Origin of the sequence: Gemmatimonas groenlandica (assembly GCF_013004105.1) — a bacterium.
Lineage (GTDB): Bacteria > Gemmatimonadota > Gemmatimonadetes > Gemmatimonadales > Gemmatimonadaceae > Gemmatimonas > Gemmatimonas groenlandica.
In genome coordinates this window covers 4,713,801-4,727,835 of sequence record NZ_CP053085.1, presented here as the reverse complement: position 1 = coordinate 4,727,835, position 14,035 = coordinate 4,713,801, and the positions used below count along the sequence as shown (strand labels likewise).

The following is a 14,035-nucleotide window of genomic DNA, read 5'->3' as shown; positions in this document are numbered from 1 at the left end:
CAGTCAGCGTGCGATCTCGTCAGTGAGATCGGCGATCGTGGTACGGCTTAGTTCGTCACCCAACGCCCGCTCGGCGGCATCCACCCGCGTCTCGAGTACGCCGTGGATGCGGCGACCAACCGGGCACTTCGGGTTCGGCGACTGATGCAGCGGCAGCAGATCGGCGTCCTCGTCCATGGCGCGGTACACGTCGAGGAGCGTGATCACGTTGGCCGGCTTCGCCAGCAGCGCGCCACCGCCCGTCCCCATCTGCGATGCCGTGAGTCCGGCCCGAGCCAGCTGCGACAGCAACCGACGAATGAGCGAAGGATTCGTGTTCACACTCGACGCGATATACTCCGACGTGGCCGGCTCTCCCTGCTGCGTATGCAAGAGCGTGAGGATGTGGACGGCCACCGCAAAGCGGGTATTCATCGGATGGTGCCTCGTCGACTGTGTGTTACCACAGTACGTACAGACACGGCGAATGTCAAGAAGGAGCGCGCCCGGCCGTGAGCGTGGCAAAAGATCAGTCCGCTTGTGGCTCGCGAACAACTTGCAGCGCGCCGCTGGGGCAGCGCGCCACCTGCGCCGCCACCTCGTCGGCGGACGCCGCCTCGGCGTGAATCCACCGCTTCCGACGCACATCGAATACCGCCGGAAGTCCGCGCAAACAGACCGCGGAATGCGTGCACACCGTCGGATCGAAAGTGACAGTGATCCCTGGCGCTTCGTAGCTCTGCAATCGTGTCGGCATGGTCGTCTGAGGAAGCGGGAAGGCGCGACGGCGCGCGATGTGAAATGCGGGCGCAGCGGATATCCTACGGTACACCCAACATCAGCCCGTCGACACTCTGCCCGGGACGCATCGCATGAGCGAGTCCACCGTACGAATCGCGCTGGCCAACGTGGCGTATCCGGCTACCCCGGCGATGTCCGTGGCGATCGCCTGCGACGCGATCGCCGAAGCGGGAGTCGCCGGCGCCCTCGTGGTCTGTTTCCCCGAGTGCTTTGTGCCGGGCTACCGCGCCCCCCATCTCGCGGTGCCGCCAGCTGATGCCGCGTTCCTGACGTCCGCATGGAACGACATCGGCGCCGCCGCCGCGAAGGCCGGTGTCGCGGTCGTGCTGGGTACGGAGCGGATCGCGCCGGAGCATGCCGACGGCCTACCGGTCGCGACGGTCGCCGTGTTCGATACCGCTGGTGCGCTCATGGGGTTTCAGGACAAAGTACAGCTCGACCCCTCGGAAGACCCGGTGTACGGTCACGGCAGCGAGCGGCGCGTGTTCACGGTCGGGCCGCTTACCTTCGGCGTCGTGATTTGTCACGAAGGCTGGCGCTATCCGGAGACGGTGCGTTGGGCCGCGCGACGTGGCGCGCAGATCGTGTTTCATCCGAACTTCGCGTGGGCGGAAGACGGAGCGTTTCGCCCCACCAGCTTCGCCGATCCCGCGAACACCTTTCACGAGAAGGCGATCCTCTGTCGCGCCGCTGAGAACAGCTGCTGGTTCGCCTCGGTGAACTGCGCGAGCGAGGGCGTGCCGATTACGTCGGCGATCGCACGCCCCGACGGCACCCTGCACGCGTGGCAGCCATACGGAAAGGCGGGACTGCTCATCGCCGACTGCGATCTGTCGCTCGCCACAGGCCTGCTCGCGCAGCGCTGTCGGACGGGACTCTAGCAGCGGGTCAGCGGCGACCTTTCGTCGAAACGTTTACAGAAATTCGGTGACGAGCGAGAGGATGCGGTCGGGTTGCTCGCGATGTGGTACATGCCCGCAGCCTTCGATGATCTCGAGCTGCGACACGCCTTGCACGCCGCGGGCGATACGACGGGGAAACTCGACCGACCCGAATTCGTCCGCGTCGCCGTGAATCACGAGCGTCGGACAGCGCACCAGGGTCAGATACGGATCGAGCGACCAATCGGCAAAGGCGGGCGATGTCCACGTTTCCGTCCAGGCGTCGAGGACCCACTGCGCCTTGTCGCCATGGAAGCGTGACAGCTTCGCGAAATACGCCGGGTTCTCGAACTGTCGCTTGGCGGCGCGAATACCATCGAGCGTGTGCGCCTCGAGGAACGACTGCGCCGATTCTGAGACCAGGCGTTCACAGACATCCGGCATGGTGGCCGCAATCACGATCGACATGCCGCCGCCTACACTGTGGCCGAACAGCGAGAAGTTGGTAAAGCCGAGCGCACGACGAACCGCCGGGAAGTACAGCTCGGCTTCTTCCTCGATGAACCGCAGCGACGGCGGCTCGCGCCGCGACGACGATCGGCCGAAGCCCAGTCGATCGTAGGCGATGACGCGCCGCCGCACCGTGCGCGCGAGACGCACGGGAAACTCGCGCCACAGCTCGACGGAGCCGAGCGAGTCGTGGAGGAGCACGAGTGGCGCGGCGCCGTCGATCACGTGACGGGGGATCCATTCGCGAACGAACAGCTGTCCACCGGGCACTGGCACGTGGTGCTCGCGAAGAGTGACGTGTTCCTCATCAGTTCTCATGCTACGAAGCTATGCGCGCGACCAAACTGCTGCGAAAAGCACCACGACGGTCGTGACCACGGAATGATCACGGCCGTTGTGCGTCCCTCCCTGTGCAAACTAGAAGACGATGTCGACGGCGATCTGATCGCCAGACTTCAGGTTGAGCGTACGGGTGTCCACCCACGTGCCGCCGACCGAGCGCACACCCTGCTCCGCGAACACCATCATCGGCTTGTTGCGCGGGTTGTCGATCGTGATCGTGGTGCTGGCCCGCTTGGCGGCGGTCAGCGGCACCGGAATGCTGTCGATGCTGGCGATACCAGTGGGCACGGTGCTTCGGCCGTTCGCTGCCCACGCCGGCAGCTGCAGGGTGACCACGTGGCCCGCCGCCACCACGCCCAAGCGACGATCCATGCCAGCGGCTTCCAGATACACGGTCACCGTCGTCGGTCAATCATTCTTAACGGTAACGAGCTTCATCGTATCGCCGATCAAGCGCGTCACCGCGAGGCGCGTGGGCGGCTGGGGCTGGGTCTGCTGGGCCGCCGCTCCGTTGGAACGCGTTGCGAGGCCAATGGCCGTTATCGTGAGAGACCCATCGCCGGGTATGCGTTCACGTGATGCGTTCACGTGATGCGTTTACACGCCTCGGATTCGTATTGCCGGTCAACGTGCTCACTCACGTACGCCGACGCCGACGGCGCGTTGAGCAGTGCCTCCACCACCGAGGCTGGAACCGCCCGGTAGCGGTACACCCGATGGCCGATGTATTTCACGAACAAATCAAACGTGTTGTTGTTATAGCCCACCGATATGACGTTCGACGGCTTGACGAAGATCTCGAGCACGGCGGGATCGGGAAAGCCGTCGCGTGCGACGCGCGATCGGGACCTCGCTGTAACCACCGGTTCACATTCGCGTTCGAGTGCCTCGAGCAGAAATGCATACGCGTCGTTGATCGCCGTTGCGCGATCTACAGCTACGGCGTGACTCGCCTGGCCGTGATGGCGATCGGGATGCCACTGCCGGATCAGCGGCCGATACGCTGCGTTCAGTGCCTCGACCGTGCGAACGGTGCGCAGGCCGAGCACGGCGCAGTGCGCGGCAAACTCAGCGTCGGCGCGCGACAACGCTCGTGCCACGGGCACTTCGGTTTTCGGTGAGATTCACGTAGTCCGGTCCTGCGTCGGCGCCAGTCCCGCGCGCACCGCGCCCGTGAGCTCGGCGACCGTGAACGGCTTCTGCAGCAATTGGTGTGACAACCCACTCTCGGCGTCGCGCGAGAGAAAGTCCGCCGTGTAGCCGGACATGTAGATCACGCGAAGCTCGGGCCACCGCACGGCGATTTCACGTGCCAGCTCCGGGCCGCTCATCGCATTCGGCATGACGACGTCCGTCAACACGAGGTCTACCCGTTCGGCGGCGTCGATGACACGGAGCGCTTCAGCGCCATTCTCCGCGCTGAGGGTCGTGTAGCCCGCCGTTTTGAGCGTGCGCAGACAGAGTCGGCGCACATTTGGATCGTCCTCGACGACGAGCACCACGAGGTCGGTCGACTCGGCTCGATGCAGCACCGAATCACCCCCCGCGCCGACATCGGTCAGCGGCGCCTCGCTGGCCGGAAACAGCATCGTCACCACCGTGCCCTCGCCCGCCGTCGACTGCAGCAGCATTTGTCCACCAGACTGCTTGACGAATCCGTATACCATGCTGAGGCCGAGACCCGTGCCACGTCCGATCGGTTTTGTCGTGAAGAACGGCTCCAACGCGCGCGCCGCAACGTCCGGCGTCATTCCGACCCCGGTATCGGAAACGGTGACGCGAATACATGGTCCCGTCATCGCAAGATCCGGTGCCGATACGCTGTCGACATCGATCGTAAGTGTGCCTCCTCGCGGCATCGCGTCGCGCGCATTGATCGCAAGGTTGAGCAGCGCGTTGTCGAGGAGGGCAACGTCGATTACGATGTGCGGGAGCGTGCGCGCCACTCGCACCTCCACGCGAATCGTCTCGTCGAGCACGCGGCGCAGCACCTGACTCAGATTGGTGATAACCTGATGCACATCGATCACCGTCGGTTGCAACGGCTGCTGGCGCGAGAACGAAAGCAGCCGGTGCGTGAGATCGGCTCCCCGCCGCGCGGCGTTGACCGCCTCGACCACATATTCCTTTGCGGCCGGCAACTCTACGTCGTCGCCCAGCAGGAGCTCGAGATTACCGACGATCACTGCGAGCAAGTTATTGAAATCGTGCGCGACACCGCCGGCGAGCTGGCCTATCGCTTCCATTTTCTGTGACTGCTGCAGCCGCCTTTCGAGCGCGCGCTTGTCCGTAAGGTCGCTGTTGGTGCCGGAGACGCGCCGTGCCGCACCTGCGCCATCACGCAGAATGAAGCCGTGCGATAGCACCTGCAAAAAGTGCCCGGCCTTGTGTTGCATCCGGAACTCGATTTCATACGTCGTCGCGCCGCCGCTCATCAGGCGTTCCAGCTGGGCCGTAACGCGTGCCTGATCGTCCGCGTGCATTAGACGCACCCACATGCCAGCGTCGGCGGCGATCTCGTCGACGGCATAGCCGAGCATCTCCCAGTAGCGCGGGCTGTAGTACGCCTCGCCCGATTCGACATCCCAGTCCCAGGGCGCGTCGTTCGACCCCTGCAATACAAGACGCAGCCGCTCCTCCGACCTCTGAAGTGCCCGCTCGGCCTGCTTGATCGACGTCACGTCGGTAAAGCTCACGACCACTTCGGAGACGGTGCCGGTCGCATCAAGGACGGGATAGGCGTGGCCCATCAGCCACACCAGCTGCTGATCACTGTCGCGGGTGAGACCGAGCACAATGTTGCGCACGAGTGCACGACTCGTGAGCGCGCGCGTGAAGGGGAACTCCTGTATCGGCAACGCGGTGCCGTCTTCGCGAATGAAGCGCCAGCGTGGATCGGTGATGAGCGCGCCCAGCGCGGTGTCATAACTCACGCCCAACAGCTGCGTGGCTTTGGCATTGGCGTAGGTGATCTCACCGGTGGCCTTGTGTACGACGATGCCCGCCTGGATCAGATCCAGCAACAGTCGATCCTTCGCGGCACTTGTGCCGAGCGTCTGCTCGGCGGTACGACGGGCGGTGACGTCGCGGAATATCGCGACCATGGTGGCATCCGAGCGGGGAGGCCCTTGCACCGGCATGAGAATGAGATCGTTCCAGAACGGGGCACCACTCGGTCGGTGACAGAGCACTTCCCCCGCGAACATCTGCCGGGAAGCGAGTGCGTGCTCTACGCGCCGCACGATTGGCGAGTCGGTGTCGGCGCCCAGTGCATCATCGAAGGGCTGTTGCCGCAGCTCATCGACGGTTCGCCCCGTCAGCAGCTGAAAGGAGCGATTCGTCTCGAGCACACGACCGCCGGCGCCGAGGAGCAACGCCGCGAAGGGGAGTGCTTCGAGTGATTCTACCAGCATCGGCGGCGGAGAAGCCTCCACCCGTTCCGAGTCAGACATCTGCTGAACCTCGATGGCGTACAGGCACATTGGTCGGCACGGCATCGTGCTGTGCACACGTTACGCACCAACGACTCGTCCCGCTATTGGACCATCCTTGAAACCCATTCGCCCCAAAGGCCGTGGAACGCGCCACACGTTTCTCGGTATATGTCGTAGTTTCAACGAGTTAGTCCAATTCCCTCCGACCTTGAGACCCGAATGCTCCCTTCCTTGTCGGTCCGCACACTTCGTGTGCTCGCTGCGTTCAGCGTCGTGTTCGCCGCCTCGATATCCGCTCGCGCGCTTTCGGCGCAGACAACCCCGGTTGTCGAAACGAGCGTCCCCTTCGATAGCGCCGGTCGTATCACGGTGATCACGCCGACGCTGGTCACGCGACTCCACCTCACCGCGCCCGCCTGGCCCGTGGTCGGCACATTTCGCGAAGCGCGACTCTATCGCGCCGACGACAACGCGCATGTGCTGGTGGTACAACGAATAGACGGCGCGATGGCGCGCTTCGCGCTCGGCCCCGATGCGGTCGCGGGTCTCCAGCGTGCGGTCACGACTGGCGTCGTCGCCGAAGGACGCGGTGGCGACCGCCTGCTTGGTGCGGGCACCGGCGTGGTGGTGTCGCAGCCGGCCGGCAACACGTTCGTGCGCAATCAGACCTTTCTTGGCTTGGTGGCCTACGGTCCAGCCACGGCCGCGCTTCTCAGCAACAGCAGTGGTGCGGCAGCGGCCGGCGGCTATTTCCTGGCGGCCGGCACCTCATTTTTCGTGGCGGCCAACACGGTGAAAGGGCGCGTGGTCACGCGTGCGCAGGCCGCCCGCGCCGCGCATGGCGGCACGCGTGGCGCGCTGACCGGCCTCGGAATCGCCGCCATCGCCCACGCCGACGGCGGTCCGGCTTGGGGAGCGCCAATTCTCGCCGGCGCCATCGGTGGCACGATCGCCGGCTTTCAACAGGCTCGCGGACTGAGCGACGGTGAAGCGGCCAGCGCCGGCTTCTTCGCCGACCTCGGTGCGCTCGCAGTGCTCGGCATCGGCGGATCGAGCGGCGTGTTCGAGGGCAAGAAAACGGTAGTCCAGTTCGATGCGAATAATCCGCAGTACGGCGGCTACACCAAGACGGACAACAGTCTGCGTGGACCGGCCAAAGCCGTTGTCGGCGCCGCTATCGGTGCGCAGGTCATCGGCTACGCCCTCGGGCCGCGCTACGCGCGCCGGGCCGCGTACAACGTGACCGCCGGTGACGTCAGCGTCGCGTTCACCGGCGCCCTGCTGGGCGGCACCGCCGCATCGTCGCTGATCCCTGAGAGTGGAGACAACACCGCCCGATACGGCGTCGCGGCGGCCGGTTTGGTAGCCGGCGCCTTCTTCGCCGATCGCGGGATGGTACGCAAAGCCGATCGAACGAGTGCCGACGGTACGCTCGTGCAACTCGGCGCGCTGGCTGGCGCACTCATGGGCGGCGGCATCGCGGCGATCACGGAGACGGGATCGCAAGGTACCCTCGCCTTCGCGAGCGCGGGCGGGATTCTGGGCATGTTGGCGGCCGACGGCATCATCAAGCCGGCGCGCGATGCCGGACCACTACGCGGCATCATGCAAAGCTCCGCCCGCGCGCTGGATGGCCGTGTGTTCGTGTCGCTCGGTCCCGTCACGTCGGTGCGCGTGACGTTCTGACGGTCGCTCGACAGCCCCTGCCGCATCCCGTCTCGGGCTTCTGAGGTGCAGACTTGACAGCGCAGCTCAAGGCTACGACTATTAGCCTTGAGCTGATCACCGTCTCCTGCCCTCGAGGTTCACCATGCTCGCGCTTGACGCGGGCGCCGTCTCCGGCGGCGTTCGCACGACTCTACGACTGGAGGCCGTGGTCGCGCTGATCATTGCCGTCGCGCTCTACCGCGATACCAGCGGCACTTGGGGCCGCTTTGCGCTGCTCTTCCTGAGCCCCGACCTGGCGATGCTGGGTTACCTGGCGGGAGCGCGTGTGGGCGCGGCGGCCTACAACGTTGCACACTCGTACGTGGGTGCCCTCGCCCTCGGCGCTGTTGGCTACACGGTGCTTCCGTCGGTGCTGCCGCTGGCGCTCATCTGGGCGGCACACATCGCCTTCGACCGCATGATAGGCTACGGCTTGAAGTACGCCGATCGATTCGGGCATACGCATCTGGGCAGCGTGGGTTCGTCACCGGGCCCGCGCTGAGTGCCCGCCATCGCCAAGACGTCGGCGGACGAGATCGCGATCGTCGCCGGTACGCTGCTCGAGCAGGGAGGCATCGATGCGGTGTCGATGCATGCGATTGCTCGTGCGCTCGGCATCCGCGCACCGTCGCTGTACAAGCACTTTCCCGATCGCAGTGCGCTCCTGGAACACCTCGCACTCGTTGCTTTCACCGCGTTGGGTGAGCGAATTGCGCTTGCCGCCAGCGCCGAGGATGCCTTTGGTGCGATGGCGATAGCGTATCGGACGTTCGCACACGAGTCGCCGCAGCACTATCAGCACATGATGTCGGCTCAGACATCGCAGCTCGCCTCGATCGACCACGTTCGCGCGCAAGCCGCGGCGCCCGTACTCGCGTATCTCGCGCCGATAGTGGGGAGGGCGCGGGCGTTGACGGTCGCCCGCTTACTCACGGCGTACTTGCATGGCTACGTGACCATGGAGCTGACCGGAGCCTTTCGCCTCGGCGGCGACCCGGCTGCGGATTTCGCGGAAGGGCTGGCACTGCTGCGCACCGTCGTGGTGAGCGCGGCGGCGAACAGCGCCGACGGGTGATCGGTCAACGAATTCCAATCGATCACCGCTACGTGTAGCGCGGGTCGTCGGCGGACGGACCGTACAGCGCCGGCACCGTGGCGTCCAACAAGCGCAGATACACAGTGAGCTGTCCGCGATGATGCGCCAGATGCGCGAACGTGTCGGTAATCATGTCGGAGCGGCTCATGACACTGACCGCCTTGCCATGGGCCTTGAGCGTCCACGATGTCTCGAGAAATACGTCGGTGGTGCCCGACAACGCCACACGCGCCGATTCAGCGGCCTTCTCGAGCGCCGAGCGCAGCTCGTCGCGCGTGCACAGTGGCGGTGGGGCATGGTGAGGCACGTCTGGTGCAATGTCGAGCTCGTCTTCGGTGATGATGAGTGCGACCCACGATGGCATCGAGGCGATCATGCCGACCAGTCGGCCGAATTCCATCGACTTCGGATGCGGCTTCCACTCGTCGTGCCCTTCGGGAACGTCGAGGAGCGCACGCTGAGTCCGCTCGACTTCGCGCTCGAGCACGCTCAGATACATCTTCGTCAATTGCATGAGGGGCACCAGTCCGACGTGAAACGGCGCGACGCGAACACGCAGCGTCCGTAACGCGTCGGTGCAGCACGGGTTGTGCCACCTGTCTTCGTCAGCTCTGGCGACGCACCATAGCGCCGATCCAGATCGGCGCGAACGGTGACGTGCATCCCTTCGACACGGGATAGTCGCGATAGACGCCGAGCGCTTCTCCGATGGCGATGGCGCGCGCACGATGTTCCGCATGGTTGATACCAATCGATGCGAGGCAGGAGTTCATCGCCCACAGGACGGCCGGATCGGCCTGCCCCATCTCTGCCTCGATACGATCGAGCAGCGAGGGCAGATCGATGCCCTCCGGGCTCCGCGCCGCGCGTCCGGACGTCAAACTCCACCCCGCGCGTGCCGCCCACGGATCGTCATCGTGCATCCATCGCTCGCGCAACGTCACCTTGTCGGGATGCTCCTTGACGACGTAGGAGTTGAGCCAGTCGGCCACCTGCCCATTGGTGCCCGTGCGCACGAGACGGTCGATGTCCTCACGCGAAACCGTCGCTGGCTTGAGTAGCAATATGGCGAGCAGCTTGGCGTCGAAGATCCCCGTGTCCCAGAGCTGCATCGCCAGCGCGTGGTTGCTCTTGATTTTGGTAGCGAGCTTGCGGATGGCACCCAGCGGCACGCCGTACTGCTTGTCGCCGTATCCGCGCTTGGTGTTCTGCGCGCGGATCTTGTCGTCGCCGAGCGCTTCCAACTGCGCGAGTGCCTGTTCGAGCGTCATTGCCCGGCCGGGGGCTGCCACAACTCGACCTTGTTTCCCTCCGGGTCGATCACCCACGCGAACTTTCCGTATTCCGAGTCGTCGATCTTTTCGAGCACATCGCAACCCTCTTCGCGGAGGACGCTCACCAGTGCATAGAGATCGTCCACGCGGTAATTGATCATGAACGTGGACGCACTGGGCGCGAACTGATCGCCGTCCGCCGGGCCGATCGACCAAATGGTCGTGCCGGTCACGGGCTTTCCCTCGTCGTCGGTCCACGTAAACGCGGTACCGCCCCACGACTGTACATCGATGCCCAGATGTTGTTTGTACCACGACTGCAAGGCCGGTGCATCCTTCGCTTTGAAGAAGATGCCGCCAATGCCAGTGACTCGCTTCACCGCTGCTCCGGGAGTGGGGGTTGATCGGTGGAACGCATGTTGAGCATGGTATTCAACGCGTCATAACCGCCGCGCGCTACCTCCCGCGGCGCGCCAGCCATGTGGCCAAGCGATCACCGGCGAGCGAGTCGCGCGCGTTCGTCGAATCGATCCAGGCACGATACAGTGGGAGCGTCTTCAGATAGGTGAGGTATCGCGGGTAGGTCGCGGGATTTTTCCCGTCCAGAATCTCCAGCGACGTCGTGAGCGCTGCGCCCGAAAACGCGCGCCAGATGCGCTCACCGAATGCCGCAGTCGCCAAGTGCGGCGCGCCAAGGTATCCAGGCCAGCCCGGTTGGGCGGCGACGGCGAACGCTTCAGCGTAGTTCGCCCCCGACACGGAGGGCGCTTGGCGATAGTCTGCGGCGACCAGGTCGGGACGCAGGTACAACATCAGACTGTGCTCGTCCATGCCCGCGTGCAGCGACAAGCCGTCGGCCGCCTTTTCCGCCGCGGTCATGTTGGTCATCGCGCCTCCCCAGCCCCCGAGTACCGGCAGGAGACCCCACAGGTTGACCATCGTGCCGCCGTAGGTCTCATGAAAGAAATCGCCGGCGTCATCGAGCGCGCCGATATGCAGCGGCGATCCGTGTACATGGACGACCAGCACCCAGCGAAAACCTTGCTCACCGAGCTCACTGGCGAGGTCTACAAACGCCGCGCGGAGCGTCGACGGACGCAACGCATACGTGCCGGGGAACACGTACTCGCGTCCGATCTCGTTTGATCCGCTGGCACCGGCAGCGATCGGCGGAAACACCAGCACCGTCCAGCCCGCGCGCTGTCGTGCGATCCCCGCGGCCACGTCCTGCGTCAGGCGCGCGCTGAGAATACCGTCCGTGTAGGCGGGAAGATACGGGCCGTGCTCCTCCAGCATGCCGCCCTGCAGCATCACCACCGTCTTCGTGCGATCGAGGGCGAGAATCTCACGCGTGGTCAGATCGCCTATTTGTCGGACCTGCGCCGACAGCAGCCTCGCGCTACCGATCGCCGTGAGCATGGCGCTGGCAAGCAGCATTGCGACACGAAAGCGCATGCAACCCTCCGTCTGTCGAAAGATCGGGAAGAGTACGGTGAGCACGGCGTGGCTCGATCACGCTATTCTAGCGCTGAAAACCTCGTCGCCGCGACAATCGCGTCCACATGGACGGCCGCGGCATTCACGAGCGGGAACGACGCGGTGTCCTCACGGTACACCAACGCGAGGTCGGTGCCACCAAGGAGAATCGCCTCGACGTGCGCCTCCTGCAACAGACCGCGGACTGCGCCGTCGAAAACGGCGCGCTGACCGTCGGTGGCAAAGCCCGACGCGGCCATCTCGACATTGGCGTCGTGCACGGCGTCGAGCTCGGCCCCGGCCGGCGGAATGACCTCGGCGCCGGATACCCGCCCGTAGAGCCGCGACGCCATAACCGTGCGGGTGCCGAGAATGCCGATGCGCGTGAGGCCGCGGACATGTATCGCGTCATTCACCGTTTCAACAAATTGATCACGGGGAGGGGAGAGATCGCGGCAAACTCCGGCACACAGAAGTGGCCGCCACGCGATTACGCCACGCGCGGCAAGAGCAGCGTGAACGTACTGCCGCGACCCATCAGACTTTCAACCTGCACACCGCCGCCGGACTGCACCATCACCTCGTAGATCATCGCGAGTCCAAGGCCTGTACCCTGTCCCTCCTCCTTCGTTGTAAAGAAGGGCTCGAAGATGTGTGAACGAACCTCTTCGCTGATTCCCGTGCCCTCGTCTTGGACGGAGAGCGTCATGTAACGCCCCGGCGCGACCGGCGGCGACGTGGGTGGCGCTTCCGGCCCGACGACCACCTGCCCCGTTTCGATCGTCACCGTGCTCGCGCCTCGGCCGGCGCTCGCTGTCGCGTCGCGCGCATTGACAATCAGGTTGAGAATGGCCTGTTGCACCTGATTCACGTCGATTTGAACGAATCCGTCGGGGTGGTTGCTGCGGACCTCGAGCTGCATGCTCGAGGGCAGCGCGCGCTGGAGGAGTCGACGCTCCCGAGCCAGCAGCGCGTCGAGCGTCGTGCGCTCGGTGCGAGCCGGTGCCTTGCGACCAAACGCGAGAAGCCGGCGCGTCAACTCTGTCGCGTTCTTCGTAGCCTGATCGATTTCCTCGACGTACGCAGCGGCGGGATCGGAGGCTGGGACCGCATCGCGAACCAGATCCACATTCCCCTGAATGACCGTCAAGAGGTTGTTGAAGTCGTGCGCGACGCCACTGGCGAGGCGTCCCATCAGCTCCATCTTCTGCACTTGCCGCAGGTGGCCCTCGAGCCGCTGCCGCTCGCGGAGACTCTCGGCGAGTTGGGCGTTCGCATCGTTCAACGCCGCGGCTTGAGCCACCAGTGCCTCGTTGGATTCGGCCAGCGCGTCGGCGCGCGCCTTCTCGCGCTCGCGTTCCCGCGCGACCTGCGCATCGCGCACCAGCGCCTCAATACGGGGGACAAATCGAGGCAACAGCACGGCCGTGAGCAGAGAGACGGCCGCTGTCGCCACCATGGTCGCGGTTTCGATAACGTCACGCTGTGCGCCGAGCGTCAGCGTACTCATCACGTGGGTGGCCCCACATAGCACGATGAAGGCGCCAAAGAGCACGAACACGACCCGAAACGGTAACTGCGCACGAAGGCGCAGCACGACCACGAGCAATGTGGTCGCGATCGCGAAATACGAAAACGCGGTGATGACGTCGGCCACGTGGAACACGTCGCGCGCGGCCGCCGAAAGACCGGGGGGCGTGCCGTGAGCGGCGACCTGCAAGGCCAACACAAGCGGAGTCATTGGTTTGTGATCGAGCGCGCTTAGGCGCGAGCGTGAAGACGAGAGTTCATACTAAAAAATTACAGCACGCGAGTGCTCGAGCAACGCGACGCGAGCAGGCGCTTTGTGATGGGGCGCACGCGTCTTGTCCCTGTACGCCGACTGGGACAGAACGAAAGCAGAATCCAACCTGCTCACGGGCGCCCTGATCAGCTGGATCTGTCAGCTGGTGTACGACGCTCGACGGGCACGCGACTACTGCGGTCACCGGCCAACGCGGCAGGCGAATGATATTGGCGCCGAACGCCGCCAGCGACATGCCTCCGAAAAGAGCGAGCATGATTATCGCCTTCTGCGGCTTGCCGGCGACAACGACGACCGCCGCCATGAGCAGAGACACAACTCCCAGCAACAGACTGAAGGCGTTCAGCACGTCGGCCAGCTCATTAGTTGCGGTAAGAAGAAGCTGTTCGCCGCGCTCGGTGGGTTCGAGACTGATCGGCACATCGCCATGCGTCCATTTGCGAACCCGAGCTCTTTGCGACCCCCTGCGCACCGACTGGCATGCCGAAGGCGCGTTTCACCGGCGTCGGTGTTCCGCGCGCGTCAAGCTGTGCCGCGGCGTGAGCGACGCGAGTCGGATCAATGCCTACCTCGCGACCGATGCGCTGAAGTTCGTCGAGCGTCAGACCGCCCGATTCGGCGAGGAGCGTCTGGTCCGACGTACTGCCCGTGCTCGCAACACTGAAAATCTCGCGGACTTCGTCGTCCTCGTAGCGGCGCGTCGTCATGAGTGTTGAATCTACGGTCGGCGC

18 protein-coding genes are annotated in these 14,035 nt (G+C 64.8%); 4 read left to right on the top strand and 14 right to left on the bottom strand.

The window, feature by feature from the left end:
- Positions 1 to 3: 3 nt before the first annotated feature.
- Together HKW67_RS20335 and HKW67_RS20330 are read right to left on the bottom strand one after the other, a co-directional pair.
- Positions 4 to 414, bottom strand: a complete 411-nt coding sequence (locus tag HKW67_RS20335; RefSeq protein ID WP_171227135.1) for an Rrf2 family transcriptional regulator — start codon at positions 412 to 414, stop codon at positions 4 to 6.
- Between the two features lie 94 nt (positions 415 to 508).
- The gene (locus tag HKW67_RS20330; protein WP_171227134.1) at positions 509 to 736 is read right to left on the bottom strand and encodes a (4Fe-4S)-binding protein; all 228 of its coding nucleotides are present in this window, start codon (positions 734 to 736) and stop codon (positions 509 to 511) included.
- Positions 737 to 851: 115 nt separating this feature from the next.
- Between HKW67_RS20330 and HKW67_RS20325 the strand changes: the two genes are divergently transcribed.
- Positions 852 to 1,661 (top strand): carbon-nitrogen hydrolase family protein, encoded by an 810-nt coding sequence (locus tag HKW67_RS20325; protein ID WP_171227133.1) that lies wholly within the window; start codon positions 852 to 854, stop codon positions 1,659 to 1,661.
- 33 nt (positions 1,662 to 1,694) lie between these two features.
- Here the strand turns inward: HKW67_RS20325 and HKW67_RS20320 are convergent, their stop codons facing one another.
- From HKW67_RS20320 to HKW67_RS20305, 4 genes are all read right to left on the bottom strand, one after another.
- Complete coding sequence (locus HKW67_RS20320; protein WP_171227132.1) at positions 1,695 to 2,489, bottom strand: alpha/beta fold hydrolase; 795 nt, start codon at positions 2,487 to 2,489, stop codon at positions 1,695 to 1,697.
- Positions 2,490 to 2,588: 99 nt separating this feature from the next.
- Positions 2,589 to 2,885, bottom strand: coding sequence for a hypothetical protein (locus HKW67_RS20315; RefSeq protein ID WP_171227131.1), 297 nt, complete (start codon positions 2,883 to 2,885; stop codon positions 2,589 to 2,591).
- A 212-nt stretch (positions 2,886 to 3,097) separates the two neighbouring features.
- Positions 3,098 to 3,613 carry a KTSC domain-containing protein gene (locus tag HKW67_RS20310; protein WP_171227130.1) on the bottom strand — a complete coding sequence of 172 codons (516 nt, stop codon included), beginning with the start codon at positions 3,611 to 3,613 and terminating at the stop codon, positions 3,098 to 3,100.
- Positions 3,614 to 3,637: 24 nt separating this feature from the next.
- The gene (locus HKW67_RS20305; protein WP_171227129.1) at positions 3,638 to 5,965 is read right to left on the bottom strand and encodes a hybrid sensor histidine kinase/response regulator; all 2,328 of its coding nucleotides are present in this window, start codon (positions 5,963 to 5,965) and stop codon (positions 3,638 to 3,640) included.
- Between the two features lie 201 nt (positions 5,966 to 6,166).
- Here HKW67_RS20305 and HKW67_RS20300 point away from each other — a divergent pair, with 201 nt between their 5' ends.
- The 3 genes from HKW67_RS20300 to HKW67_RS20290 all read left to right on the top strand — a co-directional run bounded on the left by HKW67_RS20300 (position 6,167) and on the right by HKW67_RS20290 (position 8,729).
- Entirely contained in the window at positions 6,167 to 7,633 is a 1,467-nt protein-coding gene (locus HKW67_RS20300; protein WP_171227128.1) for a hypothetical protein, read from the top strand.
- Positions 7,634 to 7,757: 124 nt separating this feature from the next.
- Positions 7,758 to 8,156 (top strand): DUF4260 domain-containing protein, encoded by a 399-nt coding sequence (locus HKW67_RS20295; RefSeq protein WP_171227127.1) that lies wholly within the window; start codon positions 7,758 to 7,760, stop codon positions 8,154 to 8,156.
- A complete protein-coding gene (locus HKW67_RS20290) occupies positions 8,157 to 8,729 on the top strand; it encodes a TetR/AcrR family transcriptional regulator (protein WP_171227126.1) in 573 nt (190 codons plus the stop codon). It begins immediately after the preceding gene.
- Between the two features lie 28 nt (positions 8,730 to 8,757).
- Here the strand turns inward: HKW67_RS20290 and HKW67_RS20285 are convergent, their stop codons facing one another.
- The 8 genes from HKW67_RS20285 to HKW67_RS20250 all read right to left on the bottom strand — a co-directional run bounded on the left by HKW67_RS20285 (position 8,758) and on the right by HKW67_RS20250 (position 14,011).
- Positions 8,758 to 9,264 (bottom strand): DinB family protein, encoded by a 507-nt coding sequence (locus tag HKW67_RS20285; RefSeq protein ID WP_171227125.1) that lies wholly within the window; start codon positions 9,262 to 9,264, stop codon positions 8,758 to 8,760.
- Positions 9,265 to 9,355: 91 nt separating this feature from the next.
- A complete protein-coding gene (locus HKW67_RS20280) occupies positions 9,356 to 10,021 on the bottom strand; it encodes a DNA alkylation repair protein (protein ID WP_171227124.1) in 666 nt (221 codons plus the stop codon).
- The gene (locus HKW67_RS20275; protein ID WP_171227123.1) at positions 10,018 to 10,404 is read right to left on the bottom strand and encodes a VOC family protein; all 387 of its coding nucleotides are present in this window, start codon (positions 10,402 to 10,404) and stop codon (positions 10,018 to 10,020) included. The genes HKW67_RS20280 and HKW67_RS20275 overlap by 4 nt, the downstream gene beginning before the upstream one ends.
- 76 nt (positions 10,405 to 10,480) lie before the next feature.
- Positions 10,481 to 11,479 (bottom strand): creatininase family protein, encoded by a 999-nt coding sequence (locus tag HKW67_RS20270; protein WP_171227122.1) that lies wholly within the window; start codon positions 11,477 to 11,479, stop codon positions 10,481 to 10,483.
- Positions 11,480 to 11,541: 62 nt separating this feature from the next.
- On the bottom strand, positions 11,542 to 11,916 hold the full coding sequence (locus HKW67_RS20265; protein ID WP_171227121.1) for an aspartate/glutamate racemase family protein: 375 nt from the start codon (positions 11,914 to 11,916) through the stop codon (positions 11,542 to 11,544).
- A gap of 74 nt (positions 11,917 to 11,990) precedes the next feature.
- Positions 11,991 to 13,241, bottom strand: coding sequence for a sensor histidine kinase (locus HKW67_RS20260; protein WP_171227120.1), 1,251 nt, complete (start codon positions 13,239 to 13,241; stop codon positions 11,991 to 11,993).
- 46 nt (positions 13,242 to 13,287) lie between these two features.
- The gene (locus tag HKW67_RS20255) at positions 13,288 to 13,725 is read right to left on the bottom strand and encodes a hypothetical protein (protein ID WP_171227119.1); all 438 of its coding nucleotides are present in this window, start codon (positions 13,723 to 13,725) and stop codon (positions 13,288 to 13,290) included.
- A complete protein-coding gene (locus HKW67_RS20250) occupies positions 13,667 to 14,011 on the bottom strand; it encodes a hypothetical protein (RefSeq protein WP_171227118.1) in 345 nt (114 codons plus the stop codon). Before HKW67_RS20250 ends, HKW67_RS20255 begins: the two co-directional genes overlap by 59 nt.
- Positions 14,012 to 14,035 lie beyond the last annotated feature (24 nt).